This is a genomic window from Roseicella sp. DB1501 (assembly GCF_013112485.1).
Lineage (GTDB): Bacteria > Pseudomonadota > Alphaproteobacteria > Acetobacterales > Acetobacteraceae > Paracraurococcus.
This window is the reverse complement of record NZ_JABFHG010000004.1, coordinates 1-19097: the sequence shown is the minus strand read 5'-3', so window position 1 is coordinate 19097 and position 19097 is coordinate 1. Positions and strand designations below refer to the sequence as shown.

The window sequence follows — 19097 nt, the reverse complement described above, 5'->3', positions numbered from 1 at the left end:
GGGGAACTCAACTCCAGGCCGCGTGGAGCGCCCGCAGCAGCCCCTCGGTCGAGCCGTCATGCGCCCCGGGCTTCGCCGTCCCGGCTTCGAGCTCCGGCAGCAGCACCCCGGCGAGCTGCTTGCCCAGCTCGACGCCCCACTGGTCGAAGGCGTTGATGTCCCAGAGCGCGCCGAGGCAGAAGACTTTGTGCTCGTAGAGGGCGACGAGTTGGCCGAGGGTGAAGGGGTCGAGATGCGGCAGCACCAGCGTCGCGCTCGGCCGGTCGCCGGGGAAGACCCGGTGCGGCAGCAGCCGGGCGATCTCGGCCGGCGCCGTCCCGGAAGCCGCCATCTCCTGCTCGACCTGGGCGGCGGTCTTGCCGCGCATCAGCGCCTCGGCCTGGGCGAGGCCGTTGGCCAGCAGCTTGCGGTGGCTGTCGGCATGGGGGTGGTCGGGGCGGGCGACGAGGATGATGTCGCAGGGCACCGGCGTGGTGCCCTGGTGGATGAGTTGCATGAAGCTGTGCTGGGCATTGGTGCCGGGCTCGCCGAAGACCACCGCCCCGGTCTGCCGCCCGACCGGCGCCCCCTCCAGCGTCACCCGCTTGCCGAGGCTCTCCATCTCGAGCTGCTGCAGATGCGCCGGCAGCCGCGCCAGCCGCTCATCATAGGGCAGCACCGCGCGGGTCGGGTAGCCGAGCCCGTCGACATGCCAGATCTCGGCCAGCGCCAGCAGCACCGGCAGGTTCTCCGCCAGCGGGGCAGCGAGGAAATGCTCGTCCATCGCCCGGGCGCCGGCAAGCAGGCGGGCGAAGCCCTCCCAGCCGAGGGCGAGGGCGACCGAGAGGCCGATCGCCGACCAGAGCGAGAAGCGGCCGCCCACCCAGTCGCGGAAGGGGAAGACCCGCTCGGGCGCGATGCCGAAGCCGGCGGTCGCCTTCAGATTGGTCGACAGCGCCGCGAAATGCTGCTTCGCCCCCTCCTCGCCCAGCGCGCCGCGAAGCCAGTCGCGCACCAGCGCGGCATTGGTCATGGTCTCCTGCGTCGTGAAGGTCTTGGAGGCGACCAGGACCAGGGTGCGGGCCGGGTCGAGCTGCGGCCGCATCGCCTCCCAGGCATGCGCATCGACATTGGCGAGGTAATGCGCCCGGAGCGGCGCCGCCGGGGTCCAGAGGGCGCGGGTCACCATGGCCGGGCCGAGATCGGAGCCGCCGATGCCGATATTGACCACATCGGTGAAGCGCTCGCCGGTCGCGCCCCGCAGCGTCCCGCCATGCACCGCGGCGCAGAAGTCGCGCATGCGGCCGAGCACCGCCTCGACCTCGGCCGCGGCATCCTCGCCCTCGGCGCGGAAGCCGGCGCTGCGCGGCGCCCGCAGCGCCATGTGCAGCACGGCGCGGCGCTCGGTGGTGTTGATCGCCTCGCCGCGCGCCATGGCGTCGCGCTTCCCGGCCAGCCCCGCCGCCTCGGCGAGCGCCAGCAGCACCGCCAGCACCTCGGCGCTGAGCGCGGTCTTGGAGAGGTCGAGGAGCAGCCCGTCGGCCCGGCGGGAGAAGCGGTCGAAGCGGCCCGGATCGGCGGCGAAGAGCGGCCGGATGGCATGCGGCGCGCTGCCATCGGGGCGCGGCTCCCGCGCCAGCCGCTCGATCGCCGCCCAGGCCGCCGTCACCCGATCCGTCGCCGTCATGTCGTGAACCCCCATGCTTCTGCTGGCATAGAGCAGATCGCGGCGGCGCATGCACGCCCCGGCATGCGATCCTTGGGGTCAGGCCCGCGAAGGCGCGCAGCGACGTCGTGGGGACATCTAAAGTCCGACCGGCTGCCCCGCCACCACCACGGCCAGGGCCTCGGGTTGCAGCACGCGCGCCGCCACCTGCTTCAGGCGCTCCACCGGGATGGCCCGCAGCCGCGCCGCCCGCCCAGCCAGCCAATCGAGCGGCCGGCCGTTCTGCCGCAGCACCAGCAGCGATTCCGCGACCCGCCGGCTATCGGTGAACTGCAGCGGCAGGGAGCCGGTGAGATAGGCGACGGCATCCTCCCGCTCGGCTTCGGTCGGGCCCTCGGCGGCCATGCGGGCCCATTCCTCGCGGGTGACGGAGAGCGTCTCGGCGACCCGGGCATTCTCGGTGGCGACCGAGCCGACGATCGTGCCGCGGCGGAACATCACGTCCAGCCCGGCGCCGATGCCATAGGCGAGGCCACGCTGCTCGCGCACAGAATGCATGAGGCGGGAGGCGAAGCCGCCGCCGGCCAGGATGCGCAGCACCACCTGCAGCGCCTCCCAGTCCGGATCCTCGGCCGCCAGCCCCGCCTGGCCGAAGACCACGGCGGATTGCGGCGAGGAGACCGGCAGCACCGCCTGGCCGAAAGCGTTGAAGGGCGGCAGCGGCGCCACCGCGGGCGGCGCCCCGGCCGGCAGCCCGTCGAAGAGGCGGGCGAGGACGCCCTTCAGCGCCTCGGGCGTGATCGCCCCGGCGGCGCAGACCAGCAGCCCGTCGCGGTGCAGCTGGCGGGAGAGCGCGGCGCGGATCGCCTCGGTCGGCACGGCGGCCAGGCTCTCGGCGGTGCCGCCGGAGGGCCGGCCGGCGGGATGGCCAGGAAAGGCGCGGGCCCAGAAGCCGCGCCCGGCCTGGCCGCGCGGCGTCTCCAGGCTGCGGCGGGCGGCGGCGGCAGCGCGGGCGCGGACCCGCTCGACCGCATCGGCATCCAGCCGCGGCTCGACCATGGCGAGCCGGCCGAGCCGCACCGCATCCGGCAGGGCATCGGCCAGGGCGCGGAAGCCGCCTTCGAAATTGTCCCGCTCGACCCCGAAATTCAGGCTGATCGCCTCGTCGCGCAGGGCATCACCGAATTCGACGGCACGCAGCGGGCCGGCGCCCTCGGTCAGCAGGGCGGCGGCCATGGCGGCCGTGCCCTCCTGCCCGTCCGGGTCGAGCGCGGCGCCGCCACGCCAGGACCAGGAGAGGGCCACCACCGGCACGGCATGGTCCTCGACCAGCCAAGCGGAGATTCCCTCCGCCTCGACCCGTTGGATGGGCAGCGAGAAGGCGGCCGGCGCGTCCGGCCGCGGCAGCGGGGCGTCCTGCAGCGGCGCGCCGCCACCCTCCGCGGCGCCTTCCGCGGCGAAGACCGGCCGCGGCCGGATAGCGCTCATATCCGGCGCTCCGGCGCCGCCACGCCCTCGGGCAGCAGCCAACCGGTCGTCGTCGGCGCCTGGCCGAGCACGGCGCGCGCCGCCTCGGTCACCTGCGGCAGGGTCACGGCGCGGAGGTGCCGCGGCCAGAACTCCACCACCTCGAGCGGCAGGCCGGAGGCCAGCGTCGAGCCCAGCATGCGCGGGGCGGCGCCGATGCCATCGAGCGCCAGCAGCGCGCCGGCGGTGAGCTGGCGCTGCGTGCGGGCGAGCTCGATCTCGGTCGGGCCGTCCTGCAGCAGCCGCGCCACCACCTCGTCGATCGCCGCCTCCACCTTCTCCGGCGTCACGCCCGACCGCGGCAGGGCGGAGATCAGGAAGGAGGTGGCGCCGACGGAATCGCTGTCATAGGACGCGCTGGCGCCGACGCAGAGCGCGGTCTCGACCAGCGCCTGATGCAGCCGGCTGCCCGGGCCGCCGCCGAGGAGATGCGCCAGCGCCTCGAGCGCCCAGGCCTGGTTGCGGTCGCCCCAGGTGAGGCTGGGCGCCATGGCGGCACGCAGGAAGCTCGCCTCCCGCACGCCGGGATCGTTGCGCACGAGGCGCGGCTCCGCCGCGGCAGCTGCCGGCGGAGCGCGGTCGCGCGGGGTGACGGCGCGGCTCGGCACGCCGCCATAGTATTCCTCGGCCAGGGCCCGCACCCGCTCGGGGCGTGCATCGCCGGTGACGACCAGCACCGCATTCCCGGGGGCGTAACGGCGATCGTAGAATTCGAGCAGGTCGCCGCGGCTGATGGCGCGGATCTCGTCCTCCCAGCCGATGATCGGCCGGCCCCGCCAGTGCTGCCGGCCCCAGAGGGCGGCCTCGAATTCCTCCCAGAAGCGGGCTCGCGGATTGCTGTCGGTGCGCTGGCGCCGTTCCTCCAGCACCACAGCGCGTTCCGGCTCCACCGTCTCGGGCGGCAGCAGCGGCCCGGCGAAGCGGTCCGCCTCCATGCGCATGACCAGCGGCAGGCGCGAGGCCTCGACGGTCTGGTGGTAGGCGGTGACGTCGCGTGAGGTGAAGGCGTTGTCCTGCCCGCCCTCCCGCGCGACGACCAGGGAGAGCTGGCCGGGCGGCACGTTGCGGCTGCCCTTGAACATCATGTGCTCAAGGAAATGCGCGGCGCCGCTGCGCCCGGCCGGGTCCTCGCCGGCGCCGGCCGCATAGAAGAGGTAGTGGCCGACCACCGGCACCCGCCGGCTCTCGGCATGCACCACCCGCAGCCCGTTCGGCAGGGTCCAGGTGGTTGCCCCGAAGAGTGGCCGGTCGCCAGCAAGCTTCGCTTGGTCTTCCGGCGCCGGTTGCACCGGCGGCGCGGCGTGCCCCGCTCCGGCGGGCAGGCTGAGAGCCACCGGCAGGGTGGCGGCCGAGGCGATGGCGCTGCGGCGGGTCACGGGCGACATACCCTAGCATGTGGGACGAAGCCCGCCCGGCGCAAATCCGCCATGCGGCCCACCCCGCCGGCGCTCAGAAGATGCTCTCGAAAAGCCGGGTGACCGGGTTGCCGCTGGTGGCGCGCTGGATGATGGGCGTCTCGCCCTCCGTCGCCTCGCGCCCAAGGGCGGCATTCTCCCGCAGCCGCTGGGATTCCCGCCGGGCATCGAGGGCGGTCCCCGGTGGCTCCGGCTCCTTCCAGAAGATCAGCCGGTCGGCCAGGCTGCGATCGGGCTGGTCGAGCTTGAGGCTTTCCTCGTCGACACGGCGCCGGATGTCCTGCCCGACCGGCCGGCCGGCCTGGGAGAGCAGCGCCTCCTCGCCCGAGCTCTGCCGCGCCGGGCCGGTGTTCGGGGCGAGGGCCGCGCCGGGCGCGAGGGTGGTTTCCGCCGCGAGGCGCGGCGAGAGCTCCTGCGGCCGCGAGGCGCCGGGGCGGGGCACCGGCAGGTCGCCGAGCGAGGGCGGCATGGACAGGGGCGCGCGGGTCGTCACCTGGAACTCGTCCGGCGCGTCGCGGGTGAAGCCGAAGGTGCGGGCCGTATTCGCGCCGCAGCCCGGCAGCAGGCCGAGCGCGACCAGCGCGGAAAGGGCGGGCAGGAAACGGAGACGCGGGCTCATGACGCGAGCTGTGTAGACCAGAACGCTGCGGGCAGGAACGGGCCATCGCGCGTTTTCGCCGGCGGGAGCGGCATGGGGGGCGGGACGGCGCGGATCGAAGGCGCCGGCATGGAAAAGGCGCGGCCCAGGGGGCCGCGCCTTGGCAGAGGTCTGCGCCGGGAAGAGGAAGGCGGGGGCGGAGCCTTGCGGCGCGCCCCCGACCCGCTCAGGCCCAGTCGTCGTGGGTGGCGATCGCCTTGTAGGTGTCGTAGGCGGCCTTGTGCTCGCCATTCGGCCCGACCAGGCCGAACCAGTTCTCCGAGTCGCCGCTGTTGCCGCCGCGATCCTGGTAGGAATAGTACATGATCGGCCCGACCCAGGACTCCTGGTGCGCCAGATCGACCGCCTCGCGCAGCGCCTGCGCCTGCTGATCCTGCGAAACCGAGTTGTAGCCCTTCGTCGGCGAGCCGAACTCGGTCACCCAGACCTGCGTGCCGCCATCCCCGTTCGCCACCATGGTGCCGCGGATGCCGTCTTCCATGATCTGCCAACCGTTCCAGGAGTTGGAGCTGCTCGGCATCTCCGGCCAAGTGTAGGCGTGGAAGCCGACCGCATCCATGGAGTTGGCGGCGCCCTGCGCGTACATGCCCTTGAGGAAGTCCACCGCGCCGATATGGCCGTTCGCCGTCTCCGGGGCCGGCGAGAGGCCGCCCGAGATGACCGTGTCGCCCGAGCTGACGCTCTTGATGGCCGAATAGGCGGCCTTCTGCAGGCTCATGTAGTCGCTGACGCTCATCTTCAGGTTCGGCTCGTTGCCGAGTTCCCAGTAATTCACCGAGTCACCGAAATGCTCGGCGGCGGCCTTGGCGAACTTCGCATAGCCGTCGGCGTCGATGCCGCCCCAGCGCGGGGAGAAGGACAGCTCCGCCACCACCTTCAGCCCGTGCTCCTTGGCGGCGGAGACCATCCGGTCGAGTTCGGACCAGTCGTAACCGCCGTTGCGGTTCGGCTGGACGGTGTCCCACCAGAAATTGGTGCGGATCCAGTTCGCCCCGAGGTTCTGGTAATCCGACATCTCGGCGTTCATTGCCGAGGCGCCCGGATTCACCAGCTCGCCGAGCGGGGTGGAAAAGCCCAGCTGACCAGAGATTTCGGCCATGAATTGATCCCCTCGTTACTTGAAATGCCTGCGTGACACCTGGCGGTTGGCAATCGGCCGCAGACCGTCACCCACGCGGCGAGATTCGCCACGCGCGCAGATCGCCAGGACCCGCCGGAGACCGGCGGGACGCAGTTCGGTTAGCCGGCGGCCCCGGTGTCGCCGAGCGACATCGGGCCTCGCACGGAGGACTGGACGAGGCAGCTCACCCGGACTGGCGAGCAGCTGGCCGGCGGCACCGGAAAACGGCTGACGCTGGCGCTTGCAGTCATGAAGGCACGACCATTCAATGTCAACGCATGAAATTGCTCAAGCACGATATTTATTGATACAGGCCTGATCTGCGCTCTGATGCGTCAGTGTTTATGTTTATGACATTTATTACTATTATCATGCCCGCATCAGTAGTGCGGTATCGAGAAATTTTCTAAACTGCAATCTTGCAATTCGACAAAGCACCGGCACCGCGCCAGCGAGGCCGGTGGCATACCATTACTAGTTCATTATAAAAATGAATGTAGTGGTTGGATGGGCACGGTCCTTTCTCGCCATCCACCGCACAGGCCTTGCTATTACTGTAGTTTTCGCCGAGGGAATAAATATCTTCAGTTGAAGATCATGCAGCCTCTACCCAGCGGCCATGGGTGCCTGCCCGGCAGCCGGCGCATGAGGCCCTGGGACCGCGGCGATGCCGCTTCAGAGCGCGCCAAATATGTCGATATTGGAACAAAAGGGGCCGCATCGGCCGCGCCATGCCCTTCGGGAAGCGGTCTCAGGTCTCCGGGCGTCCCGGCGTTCTACCCCCGCGGCCTGCTCGGCAGGCAGGGCCGCGCGAGGCCCGGGCAGGCAACGCCAGGCGGCGCCAGGGCACCCCGCGCCTTCCCACCCTCATGCCCTGCCGAGCGCCCCGATGCGCGACCGCATCAGGGCCGCCTGGACCGGCCGAGGAACTGGTTCGCCGGAATTAGCCGCCGCGGGCCTGCTGCACCGCCGCCTTCGCCGCATTGACCATCAGGCCGACCTCGTTGCTGATCGTCACCAGCTTGAAGCCCATCTTGATCATGCGGTTCGCATAGGCGGCGCTGCCGTTGTGCAGGCCGGCGGCGATGCCCCGCTTGCTCGTCTCAGTCAGCAGCTTCTCGTAGATCTTCAGGATGAAGGGGTCGTCGACGTCGAGCTTCGGCTCGAGCCCGTAGGAGAAGCTGAGGTCCGAGGGGCCGACATAGATGCCGTCGATCCCGGGGACGTCGAGGATCGCCTCGATGTTCTCAATCGCCTGCTTGGTCTCGATCATCGGGATGACGAGGATGTTCTCGTTGGCGGTCTTCTGGTAGCCGCCCGCCTCGCCATAGACGCCGGCCCGGATCGGGCCGTTGCTGCGCGTGCCCTGCGGCGGGTACTTGCTGTACTGCACGAGGTTGGCGGCCTCCTGCGGCGTGTTCACCATCGGGCAGATCACGCCATAAGCGCCGGCATCGAGCACCTTGCCGATGATGCCGGGCTCGTTCCAGGGCACGCGGACCATCGGGGTCACCGGGGCGCGCGCCATGCCCTGGAAGCAGGCGACGCAGGAGAGGTAGTCCTGCACGCCGTGCTGCATGTCGACCGTCACGCTGTCCCAGCCGGCCTGGGCGTACATCTCCGCGCTGAAGGCGTTGGGAATGGCGAGCCAGCCGTTCACCACGGCCTTGCCGGCCTTCCACGCTTCCTTCACCTGGTTCGCCATCGCGTTCGTCTCCTCTCTGCCGCGCCGCCACCCTGCCACTGGTCCGGCATCGGGCCGGGGCCGTTCGGCGCGATGCCGGACCAGCCCATGCCGGGCCGCCGCTCCACTACCCGGGCGCCGGTCGGCGCGGGCCGGCGGAGGCTAGACCAGATCGTCCGGGGCCGAAACCTGGGGTGGTGCCCTGCCCGCACGGCCCGGGGCATGTTGCTGGCCAGCCGGGACCGCGGCATGTCCCGCATCATGGCGCTCAGGGCCGGGTCACGCCTCCGCAACGCAGCGTCGTGGCGCGCCGCGCCCGGCCCCGGCGTCGGGCGGCGGCTCCGTGCGAGCGCGGACCCGATCCGCCGCGTCCCGGCGCGGCGCGCAGGCTGGAAGGGCTTTACGCCTTCGCGCTGGCCGCGAGATGGCGCGCCATCAAACTCATCCATTCATCGGTGATGACGCCTTCCTTGACGGCGACGAACATCGGCGCGACCTCGATCCTCTCCCAGGCCCCGTTCTTCACATAGGGCTCCTCCCGCACCCAGGCATCCAGCGCGGCCCGGTCGGGGAAGCTGGCGATGACGATCGAGCAGGTCATGCGGCCGTCCTCCGCCAGCATGCTGCCGGCAAAATGGATCTTCCCCTCGCCGACGGCCAGCTTCATGCGCTCGAAATGCGGCGTGCGCGCTGCCTGCCGGCGCGCCGCCGCCTGCCCGTCGAGCTTGTCGTATGCAACGATGGCGTAGGTGTTCATGGCGAAGTCCCTCTCGATCGGTAAGCGGTTTTCCCTGGGCCACTGCATCCGCGGCCGACATCCCGGGGCGCGCCGGGAGGCGGCCGCGCCCCCGAACACTTTTTCACATTTGGGTCTCGACCAGCATCGCGGAATGCGCCTTGATGAGGGGCAGCACCTCCGAGGCCGGCCGCGCGGCGCTGAACAGGAAGCCCTGGGCTTCCTTGCAGCCCGCCGCGGCCAGCCATTCCAGCTGCCGCGTCGTCTCGACACCTTCGGCCGTGGTCTTGATGCCGAGCTTCCGGCAGAGCTCCAGGATCGCATGGACGATCGCGGTGCTGCCTGGCTCGCTGCCCAGCTCCCGGATGAAGGACTTGTCGATCTTCACTTTCCTAAACGGGAATTTGCGGAGATAGCTCAGCGAGGAATACCCGGTCCCGAAATCGTCCATGGAAATCGTGACGCCGTATTCCTGCAGGTCATGCAGGGTATTGAGGATCTCGTCGCTCTCCTGCAGGAGCAAGGTCTCGGTGATCTCCAGCTCCAGCCGTTCCGGGGCGAGCCCGGAGCGATCCAGGGCGGCGAGCACCAGGTTCTTGATGCCGCGATTGGCGAACTGCGCCGGCGAGAGGTTGACCGCTACCTTGATGTCCGCCGGCCATCGCGCGGCTTCCATGCAGGCGCGCGCCAGGACGACCTCGCCGATCTGGCCGATCATGCCCAGCTCTTCCACCGCGGCGATGAAGCTGTCCGGGCCGACCACGCCGCGTGCCGGATGGCTCCAGCGGAGCAGCGCCTCGAAGCTGCAGATTCGCCTGGTCTCCATGTCGATCAGCGGCTGGTAGAAGACCTCGAACTCGTCCTTCACGATGGCCCGCCGGAGATCATGCTCCAGCGCGTGCCGGGCCTGCATGCGAATGTTCATGTCAGGCTCGAAGAGACGATAGGTTCCCCGGCCTTCGGTCTTCGCCCGATACAGGGCGAGATCGGCGCTGCGAAGAAGCTGGTCGGGATCGGTGCCGTCCCGCGGCGAGATGGCGATGCCGACGCTGGTGCCGACCACCAGGCGATGGCCCTCGATCTCATAGGGCCTGCTGACTTCGGCGATGATCCGCTGGGCAAGGACCGTCGCATCGCCCGGCTGGTCGAGCGATGTCTGGACGATGGCGAACTCGTCCCCGCCGACGCGGGCCACCATGTCGTTCTTGCGCGTGCAATCGAGGATGCGCCTCGTCACCGCCCTTAGCAGCTCGTCGCCCACGGGGTGGCCCAGCGTGTCGTTCACCTGTTTGAAACGGTCGAGGTCGAGGCAGAAAATCGCGCTCGCATCGCCTCGCTTCGCGCTGGCCACGGCCTCGTCCAGGCGCTCGCGCAGCATGATCCGGTTCGGCAGATCGGTGAGCGCGTCGTGCCGCGCCATATGCGCCAGCCGCAACTCCGCGACATGCTTGGCTGTGACGTCCTGCGTCACGCCGCTCATGCGCACCGCCTGACCCATGGCGTCCCGCTCGGCGCGGCCCTGCATCCTGAGCCAGCGGACGCTGCCATCGCTCTGGACGATGCGGAACTCGATGTCGTAACCGGCACCGCCATTGCCGCTCAGCGCCCTCTCGACGGCCGTGACGTAGCTGGGCACGTCTTCCGGATGCATCGCCTCCATGGCGGCCCGAGCCGTGGGAAGCGAGCCGGGCGCCTTCTGGTACAAAGCCTCGTAGCCGGGCGAGAGGTGCAGGGCATCCGTCGCCAGATCCCAATCCCAGGTCCCCATGCCAACGGCCGCGATGGCGCGCGCAAAGCGCGCCTCGCTCTCGCCAAGGGCTGCCTGCGCCGAGCGCTGCTCATGGATATCGTGGATCGTGCCGACCCATTCCGAAATTTCGTTGCGGTTCGGCTCGTAGACGGGCACGCCGCGCACCCGGACCCACCGCCAGCTTCCGTAGGTCAGCAGCCGGATCTCCACGTCAATCGCGTTGTCCGCCGCGGCGGCCACCCAGTTCGGCGCGACGAGGGCGCGGTCCTGCGGATGGACGACCATCAGCCACCGATCGTCCTGCAGCGTCTCGAGTGGCAGCGTGGTCAGGGCTTCCCAGCCAGGCGCCTCAATGACGCTGCCTTCGACGGTCGCATGCCAGGTGACGATCGCGCCGGCCTTCGCGAGCGCGCTGAACCGCCTCTCGCTGATCGCCAGCTCGCGCATCGCCTGCTTCATCGGCGTGATATCGGTGCGGATGCCCACCGTGCCGCCATCGGGCATCGAACGTTCAGTGATGAGCAGCCAACGATCATTCGGCAGCAGGCGCTCCATGGAGGGGTGATCGCCGCGGTGCCATTCGACCATCTCCCGCGTGAAGGCCTCCAGGTCATCGCCCGCCTGCGGATACTGCCCGCGCTTGGCGCCCTCCCTGATGATGTGCTCGAACGTCGCGCCCGGCTCGATGATCGGCGCGCTGACGGAATAGAGATCCAGGAAGCGGCTGTTGCAGACGACGAGTCGATCCTGCGCGTCGAACATGACGAACCCGTCGGACATGGATTCGATGGCGCTTTCCAGCGTCGCGCGCCCACGCTGGCGTTCCTTCTCGGTCCGTTCCCGCTGCTGGATGAGGAGGACGATCACCGCTGCCAGCGCGACCACGACCACGGACGAGCCCAATGCGACAGCGATCAACTGATCCCGATCCCGCCCCCAATCGGCAAACCCCGTATCCGGGTCGAGCGTGACCGCGATGGAGATGCCGCGATACAGGGTCGGGCGGGAGGCGATGACGGGCGCCGACGATCCGATGCGGAACGCACCGCTCCTGCCCGCGCCCTCAGCCGGGAAGACGCCGGATGCGACAGCGGGTCGGTTCATCCCCTCCTCGTCATGCGGCAGGCTCACCAGGAGCTGGCTGCCGGCGCGCGTCACGGCCACCCGCAACCCGGTCACCTCGGCGGCAGGGGTCAACAGGGTGACGACGAGCGGGATGGGCACCTCCGCCACCGCGAACAGGGTGCCTATGCTCCGTATCCGGACGGGCCGAACGAAGAGGAGCGCCCATTCGCCGGTGGCTGGATTCAGCACCGGGCCGATGATCTCCAACGCCGCGCGCTTCGAGGTCAGGGCGAGAGCGGCCGGCGCGATCGGCATCGGCCTGTCCTTCGAGGCGGGCTGCGCGCTGGCCCAGGCGACGCCATTCGGCTCGATCAGCAGCAGGTCCCGGAAGTTCAGGTTCTGGAAGGAGATGCTGCGGAGGATCTTCGAGACCTCATCGGGCTCGAGTTCCCGGCCCTGCGACAGCTGCGTCAGCAGGTCCGGGAGGCTGGCGAGGGTGCCGTCGATCTGCAGGAAAAGCCGGTTGACGGTGCTCTCGACAACGGAGGCGGACCGCTGCACCAAGCCCTCGGCCGCATCGCGAGCGGTCCGGTGCATACGGTCGAGCAGCAGGCCGGTCCCGACGCCGATGGCGAGAAGCAGCGATGCGGCAATCAGCGCCGCGGCGCGGCGTGGGGTGCGGAGGAGCATGCGGCGGCTATCGCGCGCTCGCCGTGACGCCGAGATGCGGCGCGACGAGGCGGTTCCATTCCTGGGCGCATTCCTTGCCGCAGCGCTGGACCCAGTTCGGCACGACGACCTTGTTGAGCAACCCGATCCGCCGCGCGTCGTCCTTCCAGCTGTCTTCGACGAGGGTCATGTGCCCGAGGCGGCCGGTCCGGCAGGTCGGCCGGCCGAGGTTGCAATCCAGGCCCTCCTGCCGCTCGCGGTCCGCCGCATCCCAGATCTCGTCCTGCAGCCTGACGAGCCCTTCGCGGAGCTGCCCCTGTTGGGCGGCGGGGAGGGCGTTCCAGACGGTCTGGTTCGCCACGAAGATGCTGACGCCCCAACTGACGCCGAGGTTGGAGATATGGGTCGACACCTCGTGCAGCCCGATCGAGTTGCCGGACCGGGCGCCGGTGATCGCGCAATCGACCACGCCGGACCGCATGGCGGGGACGATTTCGGCAAAGGGGATGACGACGGGAATGCCGCCAAGCGCGGCGACGAGTTCGGACTGCCCGACGGAGGAAGTGCGGATCCGGCGCTTCGCGAGGTCGAAAAGCCCGCTGAAGGCCTGCCGGCAGAAGACCACCTGCGGGGGATAGGTATAGATGGCCAGGAGGGTCAGCCCGTACCGTTCCTGCAGCAACGTCTCGAGCCTCGGCCGCCACAGGCTGACGACGCGCCGGAGGGCATCCATGTCCGGGCTCAGCAAGGGTAGGTCGATTGCATTCAGCTCCGGCTCGTCCGCGGCAGCCAGGCCGAGCAGGACATTCCCGAAGGACACGACGCCGAGGCGGAGAAGCTGGAGCATTTCCTGGCCGCGGATGCCGCTTCGGTCGAAGGGCACGATCTGCGCGTGGACCAGCCCGCCGGTCAGTTCCGGAACCCGGACGGACCAGAACGGCGCCTCATGCTGATCGTACTGCATCACGCCGGCTAGGCCGCCCACGACGTCGATTTCAGCGGGCGCCTCGGCTTCGCCGGGACGGATTCCGGCGCAGGCCAGGATCAGCACGACGCAGACGATGAGGCGCGACAGCCTCAACGGAGCGGGAAAGGTTGCGCGCCATCTGGTTCGGGAAGCAACGAGCATCGGATCGGCCTTGGGCACACCCCTCGCCAGGATCCATATACAACCTTTGATATCTAATTCATCATTGAAAATTCCACATTATGGTAGTATGAGATCGTAATGAGTGGTGAAGGTTGTGCTCGCCGCACAGCTCGCGCCACTCTTAGGATGTTGACTTCGACTCCATGAGGCACACCTTGAACGCGCTCACCAAAGAACAAATCCAGGTTGAAAACCAGGATACGCCGCTTGTTCGAGCGCTCTTTCCAAGTGATGCACGGTGCCTTGCGGTGCTCTGGCAGGAAATGCAGATGCATTACGGCAAACCTGTCACTGAACAGGTTGCCTTGGAAGCCGCCAGGCTTGCATGCGAGAACGTGCAGCTCGGAGATTTCGGCCCTCGGATCCTTGTCGCCGCGTCAGAGGACGGCAGGATCCTGGGGTCGATCGTGTTGAATGTCAGCTTTCCGGCCAACGAACTTACCCGGGCGCTCTATATCAGGGATCTCTACGTTTCCTCGGGGGCTCGCCGGCTGGGTATTGCGAAAGCGCTGCTTCGGGCTGCATCGGCGCTTGCCCTAGATCAGGGCTTTTCAGCGCTCGATTGGACGACGGATGCTGGCAACGTCAATGCTCGTCGTCTCTACAGCAGCCAGGGCGCCAAGCTTCTGGAGCGGGTGTATTACCGCCTCGATGAGGATGGCCTGAAGGATATTGTTATTTCTTAATATTTCGAAATCAAATGGATCCTGATGCGCTTTGCGCTGTCCCATTATTCGACGGTGTATGGCAGCCGATCCAGTGTGCTTACGCGTATCTCATGCTAAGATCTCGTGAAAATTGAGTTGGCCTGTCGAGCATGCCGCCTTCAGCATCATCATCTGCCGAGCTATCCGAGTGGCGTGCAAGGCGGATACTAAGCTCGACCACATTTCTGCTGCTCGTGGCCATTTTGCTCTTTGGAGCGTCTTGGCCGGTTGTCAAGCTTGCGATGGTCACGACATCGGCGAGCCCGCTCTGGCTTGCGGCCGTCCGGTCCTGCCTGGCCTGCGTGACGCTCATCATCTTTCGTGGCGGCCGCCTTGTCCGCCCGTCCCGTCAGGACATGCCGGCGCTCCTCGCCGTCGGCGTGCTACAGCTGACGATCTTCTTCCTCCTCTGCCATCTTTCGCTCAGGTTCGTGCCCGCCGGTCAGACGGCGATCTTGTCGAATGCCGCACTGATCTGGGTGGTACCGCTCGCTGCCTTGCTGCGACAGAAGGAGCCATTGCTGCGCTGGTGCGCCGCTGCCGTGACCCTCGCCGGCGTCGTTGTCATCGTCCAGCCTTGGACCATCGAGTGGGATGACTTCAACAAAATATCGTCTTACGCAGCGCTGCTGATAGCGGCATTCGCCTGGGCTTGCACCATCGTTATAACACGCCTGAGATCACCACGACTGAATTTCGTCGATCTGCTGCCTTGGTCGTTTGCCATTTCAGCCGCAATTCTTGTTTTCATAGCATTCGTCTTCGACACATCGGTCAGGGTTCCCTTGCAGGCCTGGCCCGCCGCCATATTCAACGGGATGGTGGTTGCGCCCCTGGGCACGCTCTGCCTGCTTGAGATTTCCCGGCGGCTTTCCTCCATGGTTTCGGCGATTTCGTTCATGGCTATACCGCTCACCGGCGTCGTTCTGGGAAAGCTGATGCTCGGCGAAGTCATAAATGCGGAACTTATGATTGGCGGATTGCTGATTGCGTCTGGAATCGTGGTTGCATCCCGGAGTTAGGATAGGCGCCGCATCGCAACGCATTTTCCGGTTCGTTCAGCAGGCCAGGACCGGCGGCGGGGCGCTGACCGTTGCCAGCAGCTGGCGGGCGGCCACGCATCGGCATAGGCACCGCAGGCGGCCGCCGAAGGGTCCTTTCGGGCTCGCCGAGCACGCAGCGTCGCGGGTGTGACCGCAGACAGGCATGGCGCTGCGCTGTGCCATAGTCAGGAGAGACAGCTTGTGACGAAACCGACTGGAGTGGGCGAAGGGATTCGAACCCTCGACCCCAACCTTGGCAAGGTTGTAAAACTCAAGCGTTCTCAGTGACTTAACTAGGCAAAGCTGCGCAAAACTAGTCACGCGAACTCAAGGAGTTCGCAAAAAGTGCGTGCGAGTTGCGTGCTATCCGGTCGCGGTGAGGGCCAGCTTCGGCTGACGCTCGCCTCGCGTCACACCGCTAGCTGAAAAAAGGAAGGCCGCGCGCCCTGGCGGGGGCAGCGCGGCCGAAAAAAGCGTGCGTAGTGGACGCGAGATAGGGCGTTTTGCAAGCCAGCGCAAGGCGGTTTGCAGCCCTCCGACTGACGCTCAAGCGAGCGTCAGCCACCACCCCGTAGTCCTGCGGCCCTATCAGGCCGCAGTCATCGCAGATACCCGCGCGGCGTACCTCACCGGCGCTCGGGCCCCCTTGCTGGTGCTCCCCTGTGGCGCCGGGAAGACGGTCATCTTCTCTGCCATCGCCCACGCCGCAGCCGCTCGAGGCCGGCGGATCCTGGTGCTCGCCCATCGCCGGGAGCTGATCCGGCAGGCCAGTGCCAAGCTGTCCGCGGCGGGTGTTCGGCATGGGGTCATCGCGCCTGGCCACCCCAGCACCGAGGACCTCGTCCAGGTTGCGTCGGTCCAGACGCTTGCGGCTCGGCTTGGCGATCCACGCTACCCAGCGCCAGACCTGATCATCATCGACGAGGCCCACCACGCCGTTGCCGGCCAGTGGGCCCGCATCATCAGGGCCTATCCACAGGCCAACCTGCTGGGCGTGACCGCGACGCCTGAGCGTCTGGACGGCAAAGGTCTTGGTGTCGGCAGTGGCGGGCCATTTGACGCCATCGTTCTCGGGCCATCCACAGCCGAGTTGGTGGAAGGCGGATACCTCGTTCCCACGCGGACGTTCGCCCCTTCGGATAGCCCGGATCTGTCCCGCATCGGCACACGGGCCGGCGACTTTGACGTAACCGGCCTTGCCGCGGTCATGGGCGACCGAACTCTCGTTGGAGACGCGGTCGCGCATTACGGTCGGCTCGCCCCGGGCCTGGCCGCTGTCGTCTTCTGTGTGTCGGTCCAACACGCTTCGGACGTCGCCGAGACCTTTCGTGGAGCGGGCTGGCGGGCCGTTGCTATCAGCGGCGATACACCGGCCGTCGAGCGAGATGCCGCTCTGGGAGGTCTGGCATCCGGTGCCGTACAGGTCCTCTGCACCTGCGACCTGATCAGCGAGGGGCTGGACGTCCCGGCGATCGGCGCCGCCATCCTGCTGCGTCCCACCAAATCGCTGAGCCTCCACGTCCAGCAGGTCGGGCGCGGCATGCGCCCTGCAGCGGGCAAGCGGCACCTCATCGTCCTCGACCATGCTGGCAATTCGCGCCGCCATGGATTGCCAGACGATCCGCATGAGTGGCGTCTCGAAGGCAGGCCGAAGCGAGCTGGCGCTGCTCCGATCCGGACCTGTCCGGAGTGCGGTCATCTCCATGGCCTCGCTGCCGCCGTATGTCCGGCATGTGGGCACGCCTACGAAATCCAGCGCCCTACGCTCCGCACGGTCTCCGGCGAACTCCGTGAGATCGGCATGCGCACCCGGAGGCTTGAGCGTCTCCGCACGCTACCTCTGCGCCGGTTGCTCAATGAGGCCCAGACCGAGGCCGATCTCCGTGAGATAGCAGTTGCTCGCGGCTATCGGCGCGGCTGGGTTCGCCACGTTCTGCGCGAGTGGCGTGCATGAGCGCCCGCTTCGACAGGGAGGCGGGCGAAAGGCTGGATGCCTTGAAGGCGATCCTGACGGATCGCTTTGGGGAGCTGGCAGAGGCGCTTCTGGGCGAACCGAACCCCGACACTCGCCGGAAGCGCGAATGGCGCTGGGGCAGCAAGGGCAGCCGCGCAGCCATCGTCAGTGGGCCGAGGAAAGGCGCCTACTATTCGCACGAAGCGAACAAGGGCGGCGGACCCCTCGACCTCATTATGGACGCGATGGGCTGCGGTCTGCCGGCGGCCATCGCGTTCGCAGAGAACTGGCTCGGCATTGTCGGCGATCGGGAACGGGCCAGGGAACAGGCTGAACGAGCCCGCCAGAACCGAGCTCGTCGGCAGACAGAGCGCGCCGCTACCGAAGCCGCCGAGCGTACCGCCAGGGTTCAGGCTGCGCAGCGCATTGCAACAGCGGCCGAGCCGATCACCGAGGGTGATCCCGCCTGGCTATACCTGACTCGCCGGCGCCGCATTCCTGGGCCAGCGGTGCTGCGCGCTACCCAATCCCGAGCAGCGCTGTACCACCGGGCACGAGGCGCTGTGGTTTTCGTCGCCACCAATGCGGCCGGCGAGGTCCGCGGGGTGCAGCTTGTCCACGTCACCGAGGCTGGTGACAAGCGCGAGGACAGTGCCACGGGGCTGGTGAAGGTCAGCCGCGGCGACTTTGACGGGGCCGTGGTCCGGCTTCCCGGCGAAGGGGCGCCGCTGCTGCTGGCCGAGGGGCCGGAAACCGGCCTGTCCGTCTGGGCCGCCACCGGCCACGAAACCTGGATCGCACTCGGCAGCATCAGCAAGGCCGCGCCGCCGTCTGATCGGCTGCTGTGTATCTGCGGCGACGATGACCCGAGGGATGCCCCGGCCGCCAAGGCGCTGCGCCGCGCCGTTGGCAAATGGCGGACCGAGGGGCGGAACGTGGTCGTTTCCTACCCCTGGGCGACGCGGCGCTACGACCGGAGCGACTTCAACGATGCGCTGGGAGCCGAGGGCCTGGGAGCGGTCCGCGCTCGGATCGTGGCGACCATTGCCCCGGCCAAGCCCGAGGCCGCCGATAGCGTCCCGATCGCAGAGGCCCGCGCCAAGCTGGGCCGCGCCGTGGCGGACTTCTTCCGCGAGGCCCGCGCCTATCGTCCGAGCGACGAAGCGGAAGACGCGCCCCCGCCCATCGTCCATGCGATCGGGGTTGGGGTCGGGGTTGGCAAGAGTGCCTGCGCCCGCTTCCGCGCCGCCGAGCTGCTGGCCGAGCTTCGGGAAAGGGGCGACACCCGCACTGGCATTCTGGCCGTGCCAACGCTCAAGCTGGGCGACGAACAGGCGGCGGAGTTTGAAAGGCTCCCGGCTGCCCACGCGGCGGGGCTGCGCGCTGCCGTGTGGCGTGGCCGGACGGCCATTGACCCGGACGCGGAACCTGGGGAGGACGGCCAGCCGCAGCGCATGTGCCGCGACCTCGATGCGGTCAACTTGGCGCGGTCGGTTGGCGCTGATCCCGACACGCAGGTTTGCCGCAACAGCCGCACGGGCGCCAAATGCCCGCTATTCGATGCTTGTGCCTATCAGGCTCAGAAACAGAAAACGGCCGATCTCTGGTTTATCGGTAAGCGTCAGCCATCAGTGGCCTTGAGATGCCCGGGCTTGCCTGCCGAGATAGCGGGCATGACGGACGAAGCTGACGTGGCGGAACCGCTCGGAGCGGGTTCTTATGACGGTCGGAAGGGCACGATGCGAGCGCGCCCGGATCGGGGCGTTCGGGTTGAGGTGCGGCCGGTGCGGCGGCGCGAGTGGCCGGACGAGGACAAGTTGCGGATCGTGCGCGAGAGCCTGCAGCCTGGTGCGGTGGTTCAGACGGTAGCCGACCGGAACGGGGCGAGCACGGGACAGATCTACACCTGGCGCAAGGAGATGCTGGCGGCGGCGGTGTCGGGGTTCGTGCCGGTGGCGGTGGTGCCGGAGGTGC

General features: G+C 68.4%; 13 protein-coding genes. 4 read left to right on the top strand and 9 right to left on the bottom strand.

Annotated elements, in window-relative coordinates; genetic code table 11:
• Positions 1 to 7: 7 nt before the first annotated feature.
• The 9 genes from pgi to HJG45_RS09045 all read right to left on the bottom strand — a co-directional run bounded on the left by pgi (position 8) and on the right by HJG45_RS09045 (position 13416).
• A complete protein-coding gene (gene pgi, locus HJG45_RS09085) occupies positions 8 to 1666 on the bottom strand; it encodes a glucose-6-phosphate isomerase (protein ID WP_171611816.1) in 1659 nt (552 codons plus the stop codon).
• 117 nt (positions 1667 to 1783) lie between these two features.
• Complete coding sequence (locus HJG45_RS09080; protein ID WP_171611815.1) at positions 1784 to 3133, bottom strand: pitrilysin family protein; 1350 nt, start codon at positions 3131 to 3133, stop codon at positions 1784 to 1786.
• On the bottom strand, positions 3130 to 4557 hold the full coding sequence (locus HJG45_RS09075) for a pitrilysin family protein (RefSeq protein WP_171611814.1): 1428 nt from the start codon (positions 4555 to 4557) through the stop codon (positions 3130 to 3132). Before HJG45_RS09075 ends, HJG45_RS09080 begins: the two co-directional genes overlap by 4 nt.
• Positions 4558 to 4621: 64 nt before the next feature.
• Positions 4622 to 5206: a DUF3035 domain-containing protein gene (locus HJG45_RS09070; RefSeq protein WP_171611813.1), complete on the bottom strand. Its 585-nt coding sequence runs from the start codon at positions 5204 to 5206 to the stop codon at positions 4622 to 4624.
• Between the two features lie 205 nt (positions 5207 to 5411).
• A complete protein-coding gene (locus tag HJG45_RS09065; protein WP_171611812.1) occupies positions 5412 to 6344 on the bottom strand; it encodes a glycosyl hydrolase in 933 nt (310 codons plus the stop codon).
• Between the two features lie 964 nt (positions 6345 to 7308).
• Entirely contained in the window at positions 7309 to 8070 is a 762-nt protein-coding gene (locus tag HJG45_RS09060) for an HpcH/HpaI aldolase/citrate lyase family protein (RefSeq protein WP_171611811.1), read from the bottom strand.
• Positions 8071 to 8449: 379 nt separating this feature from the next.
• Positions 8450 to 8806, bottom strand: a complete 357-nt coding sequence (locus HJG45_RS09055; protein WP_171611810.1) for a YciI family protein — start codon at positions 8804 to 8806, stop codon at positions 8450 to 8452.
• 103 nt (positions 8807 to 8909) lie between these two features.
• Complete coding sequence (locus HJG45_RS09050; RefSeq protein ID WP_171611809.1) at positions 8910 to 12290, bottom strand: EAL domain-containing protein; 3381 nt, start codon at positions 12288 to 12290, stop codon at positions 8910 to 8912.
• A gap of 7 nt (positions 12291 to 12297) precedes the next feature.
• Positions 12298 to 13416 carry a TRAP transporter substrate-binding protein gene (locus HJG45_RS09045; protein WP_171611808.1) on the bottom strand — a complete coding sequence of 373 codons (1119 nt, stop codon included), beginning with the start codon at positions 13414 to 13416 and terminating at the stop codon, positions 12298 to 12300.
• A 158-nt stretch (positions 13417 to 13574) separates the two neighbouring features.
• On the opposite strand from HJG45_RS09045, the gene HJG45_RS09040 reads away from it, so the two are divergent.
• The 4 genes from HJG45_RS09040 to HJG45_RS09025 form a co-directional block, all read left to right on the top strand.
• Positions 13575 to 14105: a GNAT family N-acetyltransferase gene (locus HJG45_RS09040; RefSeq protein ID WP_171611807.1), complete on the top strand. Its 531-nt coding sequence runs from the start codon at positions 13575 to 13577 to the stop codon at positions 14103 to 14105.
• A 131-nt stretch (positions 14106 to 14236) separates the two neighbouring features.
• A complete protein-coding gene (locus tag HJG45_RS09035) occupies positions 14237 to 15148 on the top strand; it encodes a DMT family transporter (protein WP_254452403.1) in 912 nt (303 codons plus the stop codon).
• 598 nt (positions 15149 to 15746) lie between these two features.
• On the top strand, positions 15747 to 17123 hold the full coding sequence (locus tag HJG45_RS09030; RefSeq protein ID WP_171612131.1) for a DEAD/DEAH box helicase family protein: 1377 nt from the start codon (positions 15747 to 15749) through the stop codon (positions 17121 to 17123).
• Positions 17120 to 19097, top strand: a 1978-nt coding sequence (locus tag HJG45_RS09025) for a transposase (RefSeq protein ID WP_171611805.1), incomplete at its 3' end; no start/stop codon positions are given. The genes HJG45_RS09030 and HJG45_RS09025, both read left to right, overlap by 4 nt.